Origin of the sequence: Devosia yakushimensis, assembly GCF_030159855.1 — a bacterium.
In the GTDB taxonomy this organism is placed as follows: Bacteria; Pseudomonadota; Alphaproteobacteria; order Rhizobiales; family Devosiaceae; genus Devosia; species Devosia yakushimensis.
On the sequence record NZ_BSNG01000001.1, the window covers coordinates 1,301,458 to 1,317,494 of the forward strand.

At 62.4% G+C, this 16,037-nt stretch carries 23 protein-coding genes and 1 tRNA gene; 13 read left to right on the top strand and 11 right to left on the bottom strand.

The annotated features are described in order from the left end of the window. The first annotated feature begins 30 nt into the window (after positions 1-30). Genes crcB through QQL79_RS06470 form a run of 4 tightly spaced genes read left to right on the top strand, consistent with a single transcriptional unit; the run spans position 31 to position 2,840 of the window. Positions 31-414, top strand: a complete 384-nt coding sequence (crcB, locus tag QQL79_RS06455; RefSeq protein ID WP_284389062.1) for a fluoride efflux transporter CrcB — start codon at positions 31-33, stop codon at positions 412-414. After that, a complete protein-coding gene (locus QQL79_RS06460; RefSeq protein ID WP_284389064.1) occupies positions 411-1,397 on the top strand; it encodes an RluA family pseudouridine synthase in 987 nt (328 codons plus the stop codon). Before crcB ends, QQL79_RS06460 begins: the two co-directional genes overlap by 4 nt. Further along, the gene (locus QQL79_RS06465; RefSeq protein WP_284389066.1) at positions 1,394-2,056 is read left to right on the top strand and encodes an HAD-IA family hydrolase; all 663 of its coding nucleotides are present in this window, start codon (positions 1,394-1,396) and stop codon (positions 2,054-2,056) included. The genes QQL79_RS06460 and QQL79_RS06465 overlap by 4 nt, the downstream gene beginning before the upstream one ends. A gap of 4 nt (positions 2,057-2,060) precedes the next feature. Further along, a complete protein-coding gene (locus QQL79_RS06470) occupies positions 2,061-2,840 on the top strand; it encodes an ATP12 family chaperone protein (protein ID WP_284389068.1) in 780 nt (259 codons plus the stop codon). Between the two features lie 3 nt (positions 2,841-2,843). Here QQL79_RS06470 and QQL79_RS06475 read toward each other — a convergent pair whose 3' ends face one another. From QQL79_RS06475 to cysP, 4 genes are all read right to left on the bottom strand, one after another. Continuing rightward, entirely contained in the window at positions 2,844-3,191 is a 348-nt protein-coding gene (locus QQL79_RS06475) for a dihydropteroate synthase (protein ID WP_284389070.1), read from the bottom strand. Between the two features lie 27 nt (positions 3,192-3,218). Next, on the bottom strand, positions 3,219-4,031 hold the full coding sequence (gene cysW / locus QQL79_RS06480; protein ID WP_284389072.1) for a sulfate ABC transporter permease subunit CysW: 813 nt from the start codon (positions 4,029-4,031) through the stop codon (positions 3,219-3,221). Beyond that, a complete protein-coding gene (gene cysT / locus QQL79_RS06485) occupies positions 4,031-4,867 on the bottom strand; it encodes a sulfate ABC transporter permease subunit CysT (RefSeq protein WP_284389074.1) in 837 nt (278 codons plus the stop codon). Before cysT ends, cysW begins: the two co-directional genes overlap by 1 nt. 64 nt (positions 4,868-4,931) lie before the next feature. After that, positions 4,932-5,915, bottom strand: coding sequence for a thiosulfate ABC transporter substrate-binding protein CysP (cysP, locus tag QQL79_RS06490; protein WP_284389076.1), 984 nt, complete (start codon positions 5,913-5,915; stop codon positions 4,932-4,934). A gap of 228 nt (positions 5,916-6,143) precedes the next feature. Here cysP and QQL79_RS06495 point away from each other — a divergent pair, with 228 nt between their 5' ends. Next, positions 6,144-6,482: an ArsR/SmtB family transcription factor gene (locus QQL79_RS06495; protein ID WP_284389078.1), complete on the top strand. Its 339-nt coding sequence runs from the start codon at positions 6,144-6,146 to the stop codon at positions 6,480-6,482. Continuing rightward, positions 6,479-6,949, top strand: coding sequence for an SRPBCC family protein (locus QQL79_RS06500; RefSeq protein WP_284389080.1), 471 nt, complete (start codon positions 6,479-6,481; stop codon positions 6,947-6,949). Before QQL79_RS06495 ends, QQL79_RS06500 begins: the two co-directional genes overlap by 4 nt. Before the next feature lie 95 nt (positions 6,950-7,044). Here QQL79_RS06500 and rimO read toward each other — a convergent pair whose 3' ends face one another. Then, complete coding sequence (gene rimO / locus QQL79_RS06505) at positions 7,045-8,376, bottom strand: 30S ribosomal protein S12 methylthiotransferase RimO (RefSeq protein WP_284389082.1); 1,332 nt, start codon at positions 8,374-8,376, stop codon at positions 7,045-7,047. A gap of 265 nt (positions 8,377-8,641) precedes the next feature. Between rimO and QQL79_RS06510 the strand changes: the two genes are divergently transcribed. After that, positions 8,642-9,019 (top strand): DoxX family protein, encoded by a 378-nt coding sequence (locus QQL79_RS06510; protein WP_284389084.1) that lies wholly within the window; start codon positions 8,642-8,644, stop codon positions 9,017-9,019. Positions 9,020-9,112: 93 nt separating this feature from the next. Here QQL79_RS06510 and QQL79_RS06515 read toward each other — a convergent pair whose 3' ends face one another. Together QQL79_RS06515 and lipB are read right to left on the bottom strand one after the other, a co-directional pair. Continuing rightward, positions 9,113-9,652 carry a DUF4282 domain-containing protein gene (locus tag QQL79_RS06515; RefSeq protein ID WP_284389085.1) on the bottom strand — a complete coding sequence of 180 codons (540 nt, stop codon included), beginning with the start codon at positions 9,650-9,652 and terminating at the stop codon, positions 9,113-9,115. Between the two features lie 51 nt (positions 9,653-9,703). Then, on the bottom strand, positions 9,704-10,450 hold the full coding sequence (gene lipB, locus QQL79_RS06520) for a lipoyl(octanoyl) transferase LipB (RefSeq protein WP_284389088.1): 747 nt from the start codon (positions 10,448-10,450) through the stop codon (positions 9,704-9,706). 72 nt (positions 10,451-10,522) lie between these two features. Here lipB and QQL79_RS06525 point away from each other — a divergent pair, with 72 nt between their 5' ends. From QQL79_RS06525 to QQL79_RS06535, 3 genes are all read left to right on the top strand, one after another. Next, a complete protein-coding gene (locus tag QQL79_RS06525; protein WP_284389090.1) occupies positions 10,523-10,756 on the top strand; it encodes a FliM/FliN family flagellar motor switch protein in 234 nt (77 codons plus the stop codon). A 17-nt stretch (positions 10,757-10,773) separates the two neighbouring features. Continuing rightward, positions 10,774-11,178 (top strand): GFA family protein, encoded by a 405-nt coding sequence (locus tag QQL79_RS06530; protein WP_348523173.1) that lies wholly within the window; start codon positions 10,774-10,776, stop codon positions 11,176-11,178. Between the two features lie 164 nt (positions 11,179-11,342). Beyond that, positions 11,343-11,427, top strand: a tRNA-Leu gene (locus tag QQL79_RS06535). A 105-nt stretch (positions 11,428-11,532) separates the two neighbouring features. On the opposite strand, the gene QQL79_RS06540 is transcribed toward QQL79_RS06535, so the two are convergent. After that, entirely contained in the window at positions 11,533-11,865 is a 333-nt protein-coding gene (locus QQL79_RS06540; protein ID WP_284389094.1) for a hypothetical protein, read from the bottom strand. After that, positions 11,862-12,263: a hypothetical protein gene (locus QQL79_RS06545; RefSeq protein ID WP_284389096.1), complete on the bottom strand. Its 402-nt coding sequence runs from the start codon at positions 12,261-12,263 to the stop codon at positions 11,862-11,864. The genes QQL79_RS06540 and QQL79_RS06545 overlap by 4 nt, the downstream gene beginning before the upstream one ends. A 138-nt stretch (positions 12,264-12,401) precedes the next feature. Here QQL79_RS06545 and QQL79_RS06550 point away from each other — a divergent pair, with 138 nt between their 5' ends. Together QQL79_RS06550 and QQL79_RS06555 are read left to right on the top strand one after the other, a co-directional pair. Continuing rightward, the gene (locus tag QQL79_RS06550) at positions 12,402-13,034 is read left to right on the top strand and encodes an FMN-binding negative transcriptional regulator (RefSeq protein ID WP_284389098.1); all 633 of its coding nucleotides are present in this window, start codon (positions 12,402-12,404) and stop codon (positions 13,032-13,034) included. Beyond that, the gene (locus tag QQL79_RS06555; RefSeq protein WP_284389100.1) at positions 13,034-13,681 is read left to right on the top strand and encodes a LysE family translocator; all 648 of its coding nucleotides are present in this window, start codon (positions 13,034-13,036) and stop codon (positions 13,679-13,681) included. The genes QQL79_RS06550 and QQL79_RS06555 overlap by 1 nt, the downstream gene beginning before the upstream one ends. A gap of 56 nt (positions 13,682-13,737) precedes the next feature. On the opposite strand, the gene QQL79_RS06560 is transcribed toward QQL79_RS06555, so the two are convergent. Continuing rightward, positions 13,738-13,905, bottom strand: a complete 168-nt coding sequence (locus QQL79_RS06560) for a hypothetical protein (RefSeq protein ID WP_284389101.1) — start codon at positions 13,903-13,905, stop codon at positions 13,738-13,740. A 128-nt stretch (positions 13,906-14,033) separates the two neighbouring features. Beyond that, on the bottom strand, positions 14,034-14,411 hold the full coding sequence (locus tag QQL79_RS06565; protein WP_284389103.1) for an MmcQ/YjbR family DNA-binding protein: 378 nt from the start codon (positions 14,409-14,411) through the stop codon (positions 14,034-14,036). Between the two features lie 132 nt (positions 14,412-14,543). Here QQL79_RS06565 and mgtE point away from each other — a divergent pair, with 132 nt between their 5' ends. Continuing rightward, positions 14,544-15,959, top strand: coding sequence for a magnesium transporter (mgtE, locus tag QQL79_RS06570; protein ID WP_284389105.1), 1,416 nt, complete (start codon positions 14,544-14,546; stop codon positions 15,957-15,959). Positions 15,960-16,037: the final 78 nt, after the last annotated feature.

The following is a 16,037-nucleotide window of genomic DNA, read 5'->3' on the forward strand; positions in this document are numbered from 1 at the left end:
GTCCCCTTTTCGGCGGGGAGTAGTGTAGCCATGTATCCCTTCCTCCTCGTCGGCCTCGGCGGCGCCATCGGCGCCATATCACGCTACGGCGTTTCCATTCTGGTCGGCCGTATCTGGCCCCATGCCTTTCCGCTTGGCACGTTGTTGATCAACATTGCCGGCTCCGCTGCCATGGGGCTGTTCATCGGCATCCTGGCCCGCACCTTGCCGCCCTGGCAGCAGGAGGCAAGGTTGTTCATCGCCATTGGCATTCTTGGCGGCTTCACCACCTTCTCGTCCTTCTCCCTCGACACCATCGCCTTGATGGAGCGCGGCGAAATGCTCCAGGCGGGGCTCTATGTGCTGTTGTCGGTTGTGGTTTGCCTCATTGGCCTTTATCTCGGGCTTTTGGTGACCAGAGGCAGCCCGGCATGAGTGCGGTACAACAGCGGCAGGTGAGCAGCGATGAAGACGGGATGCGTCTTGACCGCTGGTTTGCGCAAAATTTTCCGCAGCTCGGTTTCGGACGGCTGCAGAAGCTGATCCGCAATGGCGAAGTGCGGGTCGACAAGGGCAGGGTGCAGACCAGTACGCGCCTTGCCGCCGGGCAGACCGTTCGTATTCCCCCGATCGACGATGCGGAGACACCCAAGCCGGCCAGGGTCAATTCCGGCGATGCACAATTCCTGCGCGATATCATTCTCTATGAAGACGAGGATATCTACGTCTTCAACAAGCCCCATGGCCTGGCCGTGCAGGGCGGCAGCGGTACGTTCCGCCATCTCGATGGCATGCTGAAAAGCCTACCCAACAAGGCCGGCGAGGCGCCGCGCCTGGTGCATCGGCTCGACCGTGACACGTCCGGTTGTCTCGTCGTTGCCAAGACGCAGTCGGCCGCCAGCCATTTCGGCGAGGTGTTCCGTTCGCGCTCGGCCCGCAAGATTTATTGGGCGCTCGTGGCGGGCAATCCGACCCCCCGCCAGGGCGAGATTTCGTGCTTCCTCGCCAAGCAGGCCACGACCGATGGCGAGCAGATGGTCGTGGTCAAGAACGGCACGCCGGGCGCGCAGCACTCCATGAGCTATTATTCGACCACCGATACGGCCAGCCGCCGCTTTGCCTGGGTCACGCTCAAGCCGGTGACCGGCCGCACCCATCAGTTGCGCGTGCATATGGCCCAGCTCGGTACGCCGATCATTGGCGATCCGCGCTATTTCAATATCGAGAACTGGCAGGGTGCGCCGGGGCTGGGCGAGGGGCTGCACCTGCATGCCCGCCGCATTGCCCTGCCGCTGCGCAATGGCAAGCGGCTCGATGTCTCCGCGCCGCTGCCGCCACATATGCGCGAGAGCTTTGATGCGCTGGGCTTCGATCCCGACCGGTTCGATGTCAGCAAGGACCCGGAGGACGGCGCATGACCCTTGTCATGTTCGACATGGACGGCACGTTGATCGATACCCAGGCGCTGATCACCGAGCATATGGCGACGACCTTTATCGGCGCGGGTCTCGATGCACCCAGTCCCGCGGAATCGCGCCGGGTTATCGGCCTGTCTCTGCCCGTCGCCCTGGTGCGGCTGGCGGGCAGCGACGATCCGGCGCTGATCGACAGGCTGGTCAATGACTATAGGAGCCACTACCGGGCCTCGGTGCTGACGCATAACGATCGCGAGGGGCTGTTTCCCGGCGCGCTGGAGGCCCTGCAGCGGCTGCGGCAGTGGGATGGCATGCTTTTGGGCATCGCCACCGGCAAGGGCCTCAATGGCGTGCACCGCATCACCGGCAATCACAATATTGCCGACTATTTCGTCACCCTGCAGACGCCCGACCACAACCCCTCCAAGCCGCATCCCGGCATGTTGCTGCGGGCCATGGCCGAAACCGGCGCCACGCCGGGCGAGACGGTGATGGTGGGCGATACGACCTTCGATATCGAAATGGGTAAGGCCGCTGGAGCCTGGGCTATTGGCGTAAGCTGGGGCTATCACGACCCCACCGAACTGATTGCCGCCGGCGCGGATATCATGATCGACCATTATGACGACCTCGACGCAGCGATCCGTAGAGTCCTGGAGTAAAGCCATGCGCGACCAGCTTGAAGATGCTCACAAGCATATCGATGACGGCTATGGCCGGGCGCAGCATGCCAACAAGGTCGAGCTGCCCAAGCGCTTTTACAAGGATGTCGGCGTAGCCCCGGTCGATGGCGGCTTTGTCGTGACGCTGGATGGGCGGCAGGTTCGCACACCGGGCAGGAAAATTCCGATCGTGGTGCCCGCAGCCGCCATCGCCACGGCCATGGCCGAGGAATGGGCGGCGCAGGGCGAATTCATCGATGCCACGACCATGCCCATGGTCCGGCTGATCAATTCGGCGGTGGAGAGCGGGGACGATGCCATCCCGGCCTTCCGTGCCGAGATCATCAAATTCGCTGCCGGCGACCTCATGCTCTATCGCGCCGATGCGCCGCAAGAGCTGGTCAGCGAGCAGGAACTGGTGTGGGACCATGCGCTGGTCAGGCTGGCCCGGCATTTCGGCGTCAGCTTCCAGCCCACCATTGGCGTAATGCACCAGCCCCAGCCGCAGGCCACGCTGGACCGTCTGGCCGAGACGCTGGACGGCGAAAATCTCCTCGTGCTCACGGCGCTGGTCAATGTTACCGGGCTGACCGGCTCGGGCCTCCTCGCAATCGGCTTCTGGAACCGGCTGTTCACCCCGGACGAAGTCTGGCGGGCAGCGCATGTCGATGAAGATTACCAGATCGCCCAATGGGGCGAGGACGAGGAAGCCGCCGAGCGCCGCGCGAAACGCCGGGTCGAGTTCGACACCGCAATTGCCGTGCTGGAAGCGCTCCGGGCATAGATCCTAGGGGTCGGCGACAGTCCGCGCGCCATGCAGCGCTATGATTTCAGCGATCTCGCTCCCTTCTTCGCCATCGAGCGGGCGCACAAGGGTTGCGCCGGCTTCGAGCGCCTGGTCGACCACCAGGGCCCGGCGGCTGGCTATTGCGATTGGCGCTGAAATTCCGGCACTGATCAGAGCCTCTATGGCCGGAACGACACTATCCAATTCCCGCTGAACGCTGGTCGTGTCATCGGCCGTCACTTCGATGATTTCAGCTCCTCCGGCCAGCGCTGCTCTGGCGCGTGACACGACATCGCCGCCTGTGGCGACAAGGGCAATGACCGGCGGTTTAGATGCGGAAGCAGTCATGCCAAAGAACCTAGCCGCAAGCGCTGCCTATTGCCAGCCGCGGGCTTCCAGGCTGGATTTGAGGATCAGTGTCGCCACCGCGATCAGCGCCAGCGTCGAGGCCGCGGCAAAGGCGCCCGTGACGTTGAAATCGTTGAAAAGCTGGCTGATCTGGAGGGGCAGGGTATTGGTCTGGCCGCGAATGGAGCCGGAAACGACCGACACCGCGCCAAATTCCCCCATCACCCGCGCATTGGTCAGCACCGCGCCATAGACGATGGCCCAGCGGATATTGGGCAGGGTGACGAAGCGGAACATCTGCCAGCCATTGGCGCCAAGCGACAGCGCCGCCTCCTCGTCTTCGGTTCCCTGTTGCTGCATGAGCGGGATCAGCTCGCGGGCAACGAAGGGCGCGGTGACGAAGAGGCTGACCAAGATAATCGCCGTGACCGTGAACATGAGCTGTATGCCCATGCCTTGCAGCACCGGACCAAGCAGGCCCTGGCCGCCATAGAGGAAGAGATAGACCACACCGGCAACGATGGGGCTGACCGAGGCGGGCAGTTCGATAATGGTGATGATCAATTGCCGGCCGCGAAAGCGGAACCGGGTCACCAGCCAGGCAATGCAGACGCCGACCACCATATTGATCGGCACCACGATAAGGGCGGTCAACACGGTGAGGCCAATGGCATGCAGCGTGGTGCGTTCCAGAATATTGGCGAAATAGACGCCGATGCCTTCCCGCAGGGCATAGGTGAAGATAAGGGCGACCGGAACCACCAGCATCAGCGCCGAAAGGACGACGGCCAGCGCGATCAGAGTGATTTCGGCGGGGGAACGGCTACGGCTGACCGTCATCACGTGCTCCGATCCGCATAGCGCACTTGCCAGGCCTGCAGCGCATTGGTGGCAAGCAGGGTGGCGAAGGCGGCGAGAAGCAGGATAAAGGCCAGCGCCGCGGCGCCCTCATAGTTGAATTCGTCGAGGCGGATAAAGATCAGCAGCGAAACAATCTCGGTGAGGCCCGGCAGATTGCCGGCGATGAAGACCACCGCGCCGAACTCTCCCAGCGAGCGGGCAAAAGAGAGCACGCATCCGGTCATGAAGGCGGGCAATATGGTGGGCCAGATGATGCGGGCGAAGATTTGCCAGTGCGTGGCGCCCAGCGTCATGGCTGCCTGTTCGAGATCGGCTTCCACCTCTTCGAGCACCGGTTGAACCGTGCGGACCACGAAGGGAATGGACGTGAAGCTCATGGCCACGATGATGCCGAGCTGGGTGTAGTTGACCTTGAGCCCATTGGGTTCGAGAAACTGGCCATACCAGCCGGTTTCCGCGAAGAGGGTCACCAGAACCAGGCCGGCGACGGCGGTGGGCAAGGCGAAGGGCAGGTCGACCAGCGCGTCGAGCAGGCGCTTGCCGGGGAATGTATAGCGCGTCAGCACCCAGGCGAGCAGCAGGCCGAAAAGCCCGTTGAAGACAGTGGCCGCGAGCGCCGAGCCGAAGGTGATGCGATAGGCCGCGAGCGAACGGTTCGAGCCGACGATGCGCCAGAATTCGGGCCAGCCCATGCCACCCACCTTGAGCAGCATGGCCAGCAGCGGCAGGACGATGATGATGGTGAGATAGAGCATCGAAACGCCCAGCGTCAGCCCGAAGCCGGGAAGCAAATGCTTGCTGCGTCGCGAAGCCATGGTGGTCCTTGAAAACAGATATGGCGTGGCACGTGGCCACGCCAGAAAACCGGTAAGGGCTCAGTTACTGGTTGAGGAAGACCTTATCGAGCAGGCCGCCATCGGCGAAATGCTCCTCGCTGACCTTGGCCCAGCCGCCATAGGCGTCTTCGACCGAAACGAGGCGGACTTCGGGGAAATCGGCGGCATGGGCCGCGGCGACAGCCTCATCATTGACGCGGTGGAAATTGGCGGCGGCGACTTCCTGGCCTTCGGGGGTGAAGAGGAAATCGAGATAGGCCTTGGCCAGATCGCGGCTGCCGCGGCTATCGACGACCTTGTCGACAATGGCCACCGGGAATTCAGAGAGGAAGCTGACCGAGGGGATCACGGCATCATATTTGTCGGCGCCAAGCTGCTTGCGCACGCCCAGCACTTCGGCCTCGAAGGTCACCAGCACATCGCCAAGCTGGCGCTCGGTGAAGGCGGTGGTGGCGGCGCGGCCGCCGGTTTCAAACACCGGAACATTGTTGAACAGCTTGGTGAGGAAAGCCTCGACCTGGGCTTCGTCACCGGCATATTCCTCGTTGGCCCAGGCGCGGGCTGCCAGATAGGTATAGCGGCCATTGCCGGAGGTCTTGGGATTAGGGAAAATCACCTGCACGCCATCGGCGGCCAGGTCGCCCCAGTCCTTGATGCCCTTGGGATTGCCAGCGCGCACCAGGAAGGCCGGGAAGGAATAGAAGGGCGCGGCGTTGTTCGGGAACTGTGTCGCCCAATCGGCCGAGACGAAACCGCCTTCGACAAGCTTGTCGATATCGGTCACCTGGTTGAAGGTCACCACATCGGCGGCAAGACCTTCGAGCACGGCGCGGGCCTGGGCGGAGGAGCCAGCATGGGACTGGTTGATGGTGACCGTCGCGCCGCTGGCGGCATAGGCCGCGTTCTCGGCCTCGAACAGCTCGCGGGCAATGTCATAGGACGCGTTGAGAATGTCGGTGGGCTGGGCAAAGGCCGGGACCGCGCCGAGGCCAAGGGCCAGGACAGCGGTAGCGAGGAACTTGTTCATGTGACGCTGAAACTCCAAAGGCGCATTGGCTCAAGGTGATGCAACGGCCCCGATTACGGCGTCAAAGGCTAAACTCTTGGTTTGGATGAGTAATTTATGGCGTCGCCGCGCGAGGCAAAGACGTTGCGCGGCGATGGGCAGCGACGCGATAAGATTTCCATCCGACAACGTCGATGGAGATAGACACTTAGCTCTTGCGCTAAGTATTTTGCAGTGATACTTAGCCTTATGGAACAGTATTCACAGCAGCTCGACGGCATTTTTCAGGCCCTGGCCGATCCCACGCGGCGGGCCGTGCTCGGCCGATTGGGGCAGGGGCCCGCCAGCATCAGCGATCTGGCGCGGCCCTTTGACATGGCCCTGCCGTCCTTCATGAAGCACATTCGGTTTCTGGAGGGGAGCGGCCTGATTCAGACGCACAAGGAGGGCCGGGTGCGCACCTGTGCCATCGACAAGCGGCAATTCGCCCGGATCGAGGCCTGGCTGGCCGATCAGCGGGCGCTCTGGGAGGGCCGGGCCGACCGGCTCGAGCAATTCGTCATGCAGGAAGAGGAGAAGTCAAAATGAACCAGCACGTGTCATCGCAGCTCGATCTCACCATCAGCCGGGTCATTAAGGCCCCGCGCGCTGCGGTGTGGCGGGCCTGGGCCGATCCCTCGCGTTTCGAGAAATGGTGGCTGCCAGAACCCGCGCTTTGCAAGGTGGTGGCCATGGAGCTGCGGCCCGGCGGCGCTTTCGAAACGCAGATGAGCGAAAATGGCGGGGCCTTCGGCCCGCACCTCAAGGGGTGCTTTCTGGCGGTGGAGCCCGAGCAGCGGATCGTCTTCACCAATTCCCTGGTGGGCGGATGGCGTCCCGCGGAGCAGCCTTTCATGACTGCCATCATCACCCTGTCAGATCATCCCGAGGGGACGGAATATGTGTCCTATGTGATGCACAAGGACCGGGCCGACCGCGACATGCATGTCGAAATGGGCTTCCATGACGGCTGGGGCACGGTGATCGGGCAATTGGCGAAACTGGTGGAGGGATGACCCCGTGGGGGTGTCGCTGTGCGAGCCAATAGAAAAGGCCGCCCCGTCTCGGAGCGGCCTCTTAATTTGAGTCCGGAAACGAGCTTAACCCGCTCTTAGTTCACGGCTTTCGCCGGTTCAGCAAACAGGTCGTATTCATCGCTGCCGGTCACTTTGACCGAAACCAGATCGCCGACCTTGATGCCGTCGGCCTTGGAGACGATGACCTGGCCATCGATCTCGGGCGCGTCCCACTTGGAGCGGGCGATGACCCGGTTATTGTCCGGATCGACGTCGTCGACCAGCACATCGATGGTGCGGCCGATCTTCTTGGCAAGCTGACCGGCCGACACGTTCTGCGCCACTTCCATCAGTTGTTCCCAGCGGTCCTGCGCCACATCGTCGGGCACGATGCCGTCGAGCTCATTGGCGGGGGCACCGGTGACGGGCTCGTATTTGAAGCAGCCGGCGCGGTCGATCTCGGCTTCCTCGATGAAGTCGAGCATCATTTCGAAATCTTCGTCGGTCTCGCCGGGGAAGCCGACGATGAAGTTCGAGCGCACGGTGAGATCGGGCACCTGGCGGCGCCAGTCGAGGATGCGGTTGAGGGTCTTTTCCTGGTGCGCAGGGCGCCGCATGGCCTTGAGAACCTTGGGCGAGGCGTGCTGGAACGGAATGTCGAGATAGGGCAGGACCAGGCCATCGGCCATCAGTTCCATCACCGCATCGACATGGGGATAGGGGTAGACATAGTGCAGGCGCACCCAGGCGCCAAGCTGGCCCAGTTCCTTGGCAAGGTCGTAGAACTTGGCCTTGACCGGACGGCCGCGATAATTGGACTCGGCATATTTGATATCGACGCCATAGGCGCTGGTATCCTGCGAGATCACCAGCAATTCCTTGACGCCGCCACGGATCAGGCCCTCGGCCTCGCCCAGAATGCCGGCAGCCGGACGCGAGGCCAGGTCGCCGCGAATCTGGGGGATGATGCAGAAGGAGCAGCGATTGTTGCAGCCTTCGGAAATCTTGAGATAGGCGTAGTGGCGCGGCGTCAGCTTGAGGCCGTTCTCGGGAACCAGGTCGACGAACTTGTTCGGCACGGGCGGCAGATGCTCGTGCACAGCGCTGACCACATTCTCATATTGGTGCGGGCCGGAAATGGCGAGCACCGAGGGATGGGTTTTGCGGATCAACTCTTCTTCGACGCCCAGGCAGCCGGTGACGATCACTCTTCCGTTTTCGTTGAGGGCTTCACCGATCGCTTCGAGCGATTCCTGCTTGGCGCTGTCGAGGAAGCCGCAGGTGTTGACCAGCACGATATCGGCGCCGGCATAGTCGCGCGAAAACGAATAGCCCTGCGAGCGCAGGGTGGACATGATGCGCTCGCTATCGACGAGGGCTTTGGGGCAGCCGAGGCTGACGAGGCCAATTTTTGGCGCTTGGCTCATGTGAGCGAGATTTCCAATGCGTGGATTTGTTGGCCGCGTCATACAGAAAGTTTGACGGTTACGCAATGTGACCGTCTCCCGCCAGACGCGTGGCTGACCTGCCCATTGTGACGAACACGCCATCTTGAACACGCGAAAAGGTGAACAGTGCGTCCGGTATTGTTCGGGTTTTTGCTTGCCAGCGGTCGCGTTAGTGGAGAATTTCTCGGTGCGTCACCGGATTCTCCAGTCCAGCGCAGCCTTTCAACGCTCAAAAGGAGCACAAATGTTCGATCGTCTCTCCGCCTACGCGCCGCAGGCCCTCGCCGTGCTGCGCGTCGTTGCCGCCTTGCTGTTCATTGCCCATGGCACCCAGAAGGTGCTGGGCTTCCCCGCCACCGAAATGGCGCCGCCCGCCTTCTCGATCTTCTGGATCGCCGGCATCATTGAAATCGTCACCGGCATCCTGATCGCCATCGGCTTTTTCACCCGTCCGGCGGCCTTCATTGCCTCGGGCACCATGGCCTTTGCCTATTTCATGGTGCACTCGCCGATGAATTTCTTCCCCGTCAACAATGGTGGCGACGCGGCAATCCTGTTCTGCTTCGTCTTCCTCTATCTGGTGTTCGCCGGCCCGGGCGCCTGGAGCGTCAACAAGCAGTAAGCGCCTGGAGCGGAAACGCGACAAGACTAGCGCAGACAAAAAGAGGCCGCCGCGACATGGGTCACGGCGGCCTCTTTGTTTTTCGGTGTTGCCTCAGCTGGCGTCTTTGGGCGGCGGGGTGCGTTTGGCGGTGCGGCGGGGCTTGAACACTTCGCCCGATGTGGTTGCCGGCGAGCGCGGGGCATCGGGCGAGGGCTGGGCCGGCGGCACATAGGGGGCGGGTTCGGTGGCCGGGGTGATATATTCGTCAGCCTCGGCATAGTCGGCGTCCTCGCCTTCCTCGGCCAGATCGCGGATGGCGTCGCGGACTTCATCGAGCAGGGAGGCCGAATAGCGCGAGCGATTGACTGTCTCCCCGCTGGCCTCATGGGTTTTGAACCAGACCAGCAGCGCCTCGCAGGCAATGCGCAGGCTGACCAGCGAGAGCAGGCCGAACACGGCAATTTCGAGCAGGCCCCACAGGCCATTGCCGAAACCAAAGCCGAAGCTCCAGAACAAATGGCTCACGGCCCAGAGCAGGATGCCGGCCAGGCCCAGCGCATAGAGGATTGGCACCAGCTTCGGCGAGAGGATGGCGTCGAGCCGGAACAGGGTCTGGCGCGTGAACAGGCGTTTGAGGTCATCCAGTGTCATTTCGGTGCTCCTTCCGAGGCTCGATTCGAGCTTAACCGCAACTTGGGCAACTCAGCTAGCCGACACAAGGCCCTCCGTTACGGCATTGGTGGTCGGGCCGAACCGGCCTTCGAAAGCAGTGCGCAGCACTGAATCGACTTCAGGCATTGAGACCAGGTGTCCCAGATCCTCGAAACTGGTGACGCCCTGGTCGGTGATGCCGCAGGGAACGATGCCGTCATAATGGCTGAGATCGGGATCGATATTGAGCGAAATGCCGTGAAAGGTGACCCATTTGGAGACGCGCACGCCGATGGCGGCGATCTTGTCTTCCTTCTGCGGCCCCTTGTCTGGGCGGCCGACCCAGACGCCGATCCGGCCTTCGCGGCGCCCGCCCTCGATATTGTAGGCGGCCAGTGTGTCGATGACCCAGCCCTCGAGCCCCTGCACCAGGCAACGAATGTCGCGGCCGCGCTCGCGCAGGTCGAGCATGACATAGGCCACGCGCTGGCCCGGACCGTGATAGGTATATTGCCCGCCACGTCCGGCATCGTAGACGGGGAAGCGGTCCGACAGCAGATCGCCCGGAACGGCCGATGTGCCAGCGGTATAGAGCGGAGGGTGCTCCAGAAGCCAGATGGCCTCTCCGGCTTCGCCGGCAGCGATGGCGGCGGCGCGCGCCTGCATGGCGGCGAGCGCGGCGGGGTAGGGCACCGGGGCGGACGATATCAGCCATTCCACCGGCCGGCGGTCGGCCCGGATGAGTTTGCTGCTGGTGTCGCAGCCGCCGGAGGGGTTCGTTAACACTTCCATAACCATAAGGATCCAAGGATCGTGGGGTAGAGATTCCGCGCGCCTATTGTGCTGCGGGCGAGGTGGCCGACTTTATCTATGAGCACATTAGACAATATTGAAGTGGACATCACCGTCGAGCTCGGCGCGACGACCATGCCGATCCACCATTTGCTGCGCATGGGCCGCGGCGCGGTGATCGAACTGGACGCCATGGAGAACGATCCGCTCAATATCTATGCCAATAACACACTGATCGCCCATGGCGAAGTCAGCGTGGAAGAGGGTCATTTGCGCGTGCTGATCTCCGAGAAGGTGTTCAAGCGCGGCTAGGGGCGTTCGCTCTGTGGATGGGGGAGGCCGTCGTGGCGCTAGAAGCAGTGCGAACGGGGGGCTGCCTCTGCGGGGCGGTCAGATACGAAGTCCGGGGCGAGCCCTACATAGCCGGCCTCTGCCATTGCAAGACCTGCCGGAAGCTCATCGGTTCGAGTTTCTCGGCGACTGCAAACTGGCACCAATCCCAATTCAGCATGTCCGGTACCGTCGAGACCTATGAGCGCAGGCAGTTCTGCCCGAAATGCGGTGCGCGGCTCTTCTTTTTGTTCGAGGGCGGCGCCGAGGTGTTCCTTGGAACGCTTGATGAGGCCCCGAACGGCATCGGGCCCATGCTCGAGGTCTGGACGGTGCGCCGCGAGCATTGGCTGCCGCCCGTCCAAGGGGCCGCTCAGCACGACGAAAATCCGCCGAAGCTGTAGCGCGGACGCAAGCATTCCGTCGATTTGCGGACTTTATTGCGGACGCAGTGCGCGCCCCAATTCACAGCTTTCGTGAAATCTCGATTTAAGCGCTTGAGGTTGGCAGAGACCTTTGCTACATCCCCACTCGCTTCGGGCCTTCGGGCAGGGAGCCTACCAAACGTGCGGTCGTGGCGGAATTGGTAGACGCGCAGCGTTGAGGTCGCTGTATCGCAAGATGTGGAAGTTCGAGTCTTCTCGACCGCACCAAACTCTCTCATTCTCAGAGAGTTGAAGGATTTTAGGCGCTTGTAGCAGCCCGCCCGATATGAAGGGCGCTACAAGCCGCCATCCTCCAAAACCCCCCGATATCCGTCATCCGCCTTCGGGCAATGGATCGAAGCGCAGCGAATTGGGCTCGCATTCGTGCCATTCCATCACGGCATTCGCTTCATTTTCCCGCCCCTTGCACCAGTTCCTCTCGTTGAGGGCGACGCCATAGATCGCGCGGGAGCTGCAGGCGACGGCGACCTTCACGTCGCCGCTGGTCGATAGGCGGCAGGCCGAATCCGCCTCGTCATAGAGGTCGATCAGCTCCGGCACGGTCTCGGTGGCGTCGGGAAACCGCAGCTCCGATTGCGCGAATCCGGGCGCACTCCACAGGGAAAACGCTGTCAACGCGGCCAGGCTCGCATAACGAACGGTCATTGGTCCGCCTCCTCGGCAATTATCATTTCGCAGGAATCACCGGCAACCAGCCGCGTTCCCTCGACTTCGTAGAGCCCGCCCCGTTCGCATTGAAACGACATTGCCTTCGAGGCCCTTGCCTGCATCAGGGCGTCAAAATCGGCCCGGGCGATCGGTACTTTGAGCTCGACCTCGCCCAATACCGTTTCGCCGCCAAACTGATCGGTAATGCCGGCAAGCAAGGGTATCGGGTCCTTGCTGGTCATCACGTCGATCTGCGAGAAGTCGATGGTGATGTCGTCGCTGACATCCACCTCGATGGCCGTGTCGGGTATATGGGCCTCGTCCTCACCCATGGCCGCCGCCGAGCAGGCGAGCAGAACGATTAGAGATGCCCAGGCTGATACACGAAACATCATGGTCCTCCACCTTGACGTATGGTGGTTCGCATCCTGGCTGCGATTTCTGACGAGAATGTGGGCCGGGCAATTCCGGTCCTAGTCCGGCCCGCGCGCTTTTTGCGTGAGAGCGCGAAAATCCAGTGCTAGGAATGGCTGATGTACACGCCACCCGCATTCCGTGAAGACGATCCCCACGCCCTGCGCCAGATCATGCGCGAGGCAAGGCTTGCAACGCTCGTAACCGCCACCGCGGAGGGCCTGCTGGCCACGCCGCTGCCGCTGATCCTCGATGATAGCGAGGGCGAGCATGGCGTGCTCTACGGCCATCTGGCCAAGGCCAATAGCCAGTGGAAAGTGCCGGTCATCGGCGATGCCCTGGTCATCTTTTCCGGGCCGGAGGCCTATATCACCCCATCCTGGTATGCCGCCAAGCAGGAACACGGCAAGGTCGTTCCAACCTGGAATTATGTGGCCGTTCATGCCCATGGCCCGGTCGAGTTTTTCGAGGAAGAGGACCGGCTGTTGGACGCGGTCTCCCGGCTCACCAGCCTGCATGAGCAGCCGCGCGAGAAGCCCTGGGCGGTTACCGATGCGCCCGATCACTATATTCGCTCCCAGCTCAAGGGCATTGTCGGACTCCGCCTGCCGATCAGCCGGATCGAGGGTAAGCGCAAGATGAGCCAGAATCGTCCCGAGGCCGACAGGAACGGGGTGGCGGCCGGTCTTGCCGAAAGCGAGCGTGCCAGCGACCGCAATGTCGCCGATATGATACCGACAGGATCGCGATAATGCCCGATTTCACCCAATTGGCCCTCTATTTCGGGGCCTGCCTGCTGCTCGCCATCACGCCGGGGCCAGGCATTTTCTATGTTGCCGCCCGCACGCTGGCCGGCGGCCGCGCCGAGGGCGTGGCGTCCAGCTTCGGCAATGGGCTGGGCGGCATGTTCCACGTTCTTGCTGGCGCGCTTGGCGTCTCGGCCATCGTGCTGGCCAGCGCGGAGCTGTTCACCGTGCTCAAGCTGGTCGGGGCCGGCTATCTGGTCTGGATAGGCATCCGCACCATTCAGGCTGCCCGGCGCGATGCCAATGCGGCAGCCGGTGGCGTGCTGGCGGCATCTGCCATCGGGGCAGGGCGGGCGTTCCGCGAGGGCGTTCTGGTCGAGGCGCTCAATCCCAAGACTGCGGCCTTCTTTCTGGCCTTCATCCCCCAGTTCATCGATACCGCGACCGGCAATGTGGCCCTGCAGTTCGTCATGCTCGGCTCGGTGTCGGTCTTGCTCAATACGCTTGCCGATATCGTCGTGGCTTTTGCCGCTGGGCGCATCCGGGAAGGCGCCGCGTCCAACCCGTCCATCGTGCGCCGTCTCCGCGAAGCTTCGGGTGGGGCGATGATTGCGCTTGCGGGCGTGCTGGTCCTGGCGCGGCGTCCATCCTGAGGCTCATCGCCAAGTCCCAAAGAAAAAGGCCGCTCCTCGGAGCGGCCTTTTCGTCATTATGGGGAGGGCGTCGCAGGCGCCGGCTCTGCGGGCGGCGGTGTGGTCGCCGGGGCGCTGGTATCGGCCGGCGGGGTCGTACCGCCACCAGCGGGGGCGTCGCCGCCACAGGCTGCCAAGGCAAGGGCCATCAGCAGAGCTGCAGGCGCGAGGAGAAATTTGGACATGGGATCACCTTTGTTGTTTGATCTTGGTCTTCACACATTGGTGAGCTAACGGGCATAATCGGGCAAAGTTGGGGCTTGTATGGCAATTGCTGTCAATCGAGCCACTTTTGTCAGCCGATGGACGTGTGTCATCGCGTCGCCAGAGCAGGCGTCGGGCGCTGTGCCGCCAGTGTTTTCGGGGCTTTGAAGCGCCAGGCATCTTCCAGGCGCAGTGAAAGTTCTTCATCGGCAATTGTGCTCAGGCGGATCAGCACCGCCGGATAGCCGATATAGTGGGCCGTCTCGAAATAGATCTCGGGCGAGATTTCCATCAACAGCGTCTTCTGCTCGGCCGGACAAAGCAGCACCAGCGTATCCGCATCCTTGAGGCGGACGATGAGTTTACCGCGCACTTTGAGGGCAGGGGTGCCGTAGCTGGTGGAGCGGGTAATGCCCGGCAGGTCGCGCGATTGGGCCAGGGCATGCACGCGTTCGAATGCGGTATCGAGGTCGCCGGCGTCGCTCATCGGTCTCTCCTCCCAATGCTCTGATTTTCCGGTGTTTATGGACCGAAAAACGCCGCCCCCAGTCTGGCGCATCGCAAGCCGATTGGCTACAGGTGGGCTTGCCCCCGAAACCCGCGACACAAAGGGCCTCCAGTGAGCACAGATACCGAAACCGCGCCCGGCCCCGAGGCCGGGATAGATCCCGATGCGCTGCGCGATGCGGAAGACCGGATCAGTCCGCTCTGGCTGGAACGCTTGCGGGCCTATTTGGATGCGGGCCGGGCCGATGATGTCGCTGCCGTCATGGAGCCCTTGCACGCCGCCGATGCCGGTGACGTGCTCGAATCGCTCGATGCCGAGGAACGGCTGGCGCTGGTGCGCATGCTGGGTGACCGGTTCGACTATTCGGCGCTGACCGAGGTCGACGAAAGCGTCCGCGTCGAGCTGATGGACGAGCTGCCCAATGCCGATATTGCGCGCGGCGTGACGGGGCTGGACAGCGACGACGCGGTGGCCATTCTCGAAGATCTCGAGCAGGAAGATCGCGACGAGGTTCTCTCCCAGCTGCCGACCTTCGAGCGGCTCAGTCTCAAGCGAAGCCTCGACTTTCCCGAGGAATCCGCCGGCCGGCGGATGCAGACCGATTTCATCGCCATTCCGCCATTCTGGACGGTTGGCCAGACCATCGACTATCTGCGCACCGAGCCGGACCTGCCTGACGAATTCTACCAGATCTATGTCGTTGATGCCGCCTATCAGGTGCTGGGCACCATTCCGCTCGATAAATTCCTGCGGGCCAAGCGGGCGACCTCCATCGAATCGCTGATGAACACCAATCTGGTCCTGGTCGATGCCAATGAGGACCAGGAAGAGGCCGCCCGCGATTTCGAGCGCTACGACCTTGTCGAAGTGGGCGTGGTCGACGAGAGCAAGCGGCTGGTGGGTGTCCTGACCATCGACGACATCGTGGACGTCATTCACGAAGAGGCCGACGAGGATATCAAGCTACTGGCCGGCGTGGGCGACGAGGATATTTCCGACACCACGGTCGACACCGTGCGCAGCCGCGTGCCGTGGCTGGTCGTCAATCTCGTGACCGCCGTGGCCGTGTCCTTCGTCATCGGCCTCTTTGACGGCACGATCGAGCAGATGGTGTCCCTTGCCGTGCTGATGCCCATTGTGGCCTCCATGGGCGGCAATGCCGGCACGCAGACCATGACGGTGACCGTGCGTGCCCTGGCCATGCGCGAACTGGATGGGCGCCGTCTGCGGCGGCTCATCACCCGCGAAATGGTGGTGGGGCTGGCCAATGGCGTCATCTTCGCCGTGCTGATCGGGCTGGTGACCTGGCTGCGCTTTGCCGATCCGCAATTGGGCGTGGTGATCGGACTGGCCATGGTGATCAATCTGATCGTGGCGGGCACGGCCGGAATATTGATTCCCATCACGCTCGATAAGCTCAAGGCAGACCCTGCCATTGCCTCTGCGGTGTTCGTCACCACCATTACCGACACGATCGGCTTCTTCGCATTTCTGGGTATTGCGGGGCTCTGGTTCGGGCTGTTTTGAGGTCAGGAAAACCCGATAAAATGCTGTGGATTGGGGTTTATCGGCCTTAACCGAGCTCGGAATCATGCCTGTGGACTG

Excerpts from the sequence above, each read along its gene's own strand:
- QQL79_RS06460 (WP_284389064.1), top strand. The coding sequence starts at position 411 with ATGAGTGCGGTACAACAGCGGCAGGTGAGCAGCGATGAAGACGGGATG.
- lipB (WP_284389088.1), bottom strand. The coding sequence starts at position 10,450 with ATGGTTATGGAAGTGTTAACGAACCCCTCCGGCGGCTGCGACACCAGC.
- crcB (WP_284389062.1), top strand. The coding sequence starts at position 31 with ATGTATCCCTTCCTCCTCGTCGGCCTCGGCGGCGCCATCGGCGCCATA.
- QQL79_RS06525 (WP_284389090.1), top strand. The coding sequence starts at position 10,523 with ATGAGCACATTAGACAATATTGAAGTGGACATCACCGTCGAGCTCGGC.
- cysP (WP_284389076.1), bottom strand. The coding sequence starts at position 5,915 with ATGAACAAGTTCCTCGCTACCGCTGTCCTGGCCCTTGGCCTCGGCGCG.
- cysT (WP_284389074.1), bottom strand. The coding sequence starts at position 4,867 with ATGGCTTCGCGACGCAGCAAGCATTTGCTTCCCGGCTTCGGGCTGACG.
- QQL79_RS06545 (WP_284389096.1), bottom strand. The coding sequence starts at position 12,263 with ATGATGTTTCGTGTATCAGCCTGGGCATCTCTAATCGTTCTGCTCGCC.
- QQL79_RS06565 (WP_284389103.1), bottom strand. The coding sequence starts at position 14,411 with ATGAGCGACGCCGGCGACCTCGATACCGCATTCGAACGCGTGCATGCC.
- QQL79_RS06500 (WP_284389080.1), top strand. The coding sequence starts at position 6,479 with ATGAACCAGCACGTGTCATCGCAGCTCGATCTCACCATCAGCCGGGTC.
- QQL79_RS06540 (WP_284389094.1), bottom strand. The coding sequence starts at position 11,865 with ATGACCGTTCGTTATGCGAGCCTGGCCGCGTTGACAGCGTTTTCCCTG.
- QQL79_RS06560 (WP_284389101.1), bottom strand. The coding sequence starts at position 13,905 with ATGTCCAAATTTCTCCTCGCGCCTGCAGCTCTGCTGATGGCCCTTGCC.
- QQL79_RS06495 (WP_284389078.1), top strand. The coding sequence starts at position 6,144 with ATGGAACAGTATTCACAGCAGCTCGACGGCATTTTTCAGGCCCTGGCC.
- QQL79_RS06470 (WP_284389068.1), top strand. The coding sequence starts at position 2,061 with ATGCGCGACCAGCTTGAAGATGCTCACAAGCATATCGATGACGGCTAT.
- rimO (WP_284389082.1), bottom strand. The coding sequence starts at position 8,376 with ATGAGCCAAGCGCCAAAAATTGGCCTCGTCAGCCTCGGCTGCCCCAAA.
- QQL79_RS06475 (WP_284389070.1), bottom strand. The coding sequence starts at position 3,191 with ATGACTGCTTCCGCATCTAAACCGCCGGTCATTGCCCTTGTCGCCACA.
- QQL79_RS06555 (WP_284389100.1), top strand. The coding sequence starts at position 13,034 with ATGCCCGATTTCACCCAATTGGCCCTCTATTTCGGGGCCTGCCTGCTG.
- QQL79_RS06550 (WP_284389098.1), top strand. The coding sequence starts at position 12,402 with ATGTACACGCCACCCGCATTCCGTGAAGACGATCCCCACGCCCTGCGC.
- QQL79_RS06465 (WP_284389066.1), top strand. The coding sequence starts at position 1,394 with ATGACCCTTGTCATGTTCGACATGGACGGCACGTTGATCGATACCCAG.
- QQL79_RS06510 (WP_284389084.1), top strand. The coding sequence starts at position 8,642 with ATGTTCGATCGTCTCTCCGCCTACGCGCCGCAGGCCCTCGCCGTGCTG.
- cysW (WP_284389072.1), bottom strand. The coding sequence starts at position 4,031 with ATGACGGTCAGCCGTAGCCGTTCCCCCGCCGAAATCACTCTGATCGCG.
- QQL79_RS06515 (WP_284389085.1), bottom strand. The coding sequence starts at position 9,652 with ATGACACTGGATGACCTCAAACGCCTGTTCACGCGCCAGACCCTGTTC.
- QQL79_RS06530 (WP_348523173.1), top strand. The coding sequence starts at position 10,774 with ATGGGGGAGGCCGTCGTGGCGCTAGAAGCAGTGCGAACGGGGGGCTGC.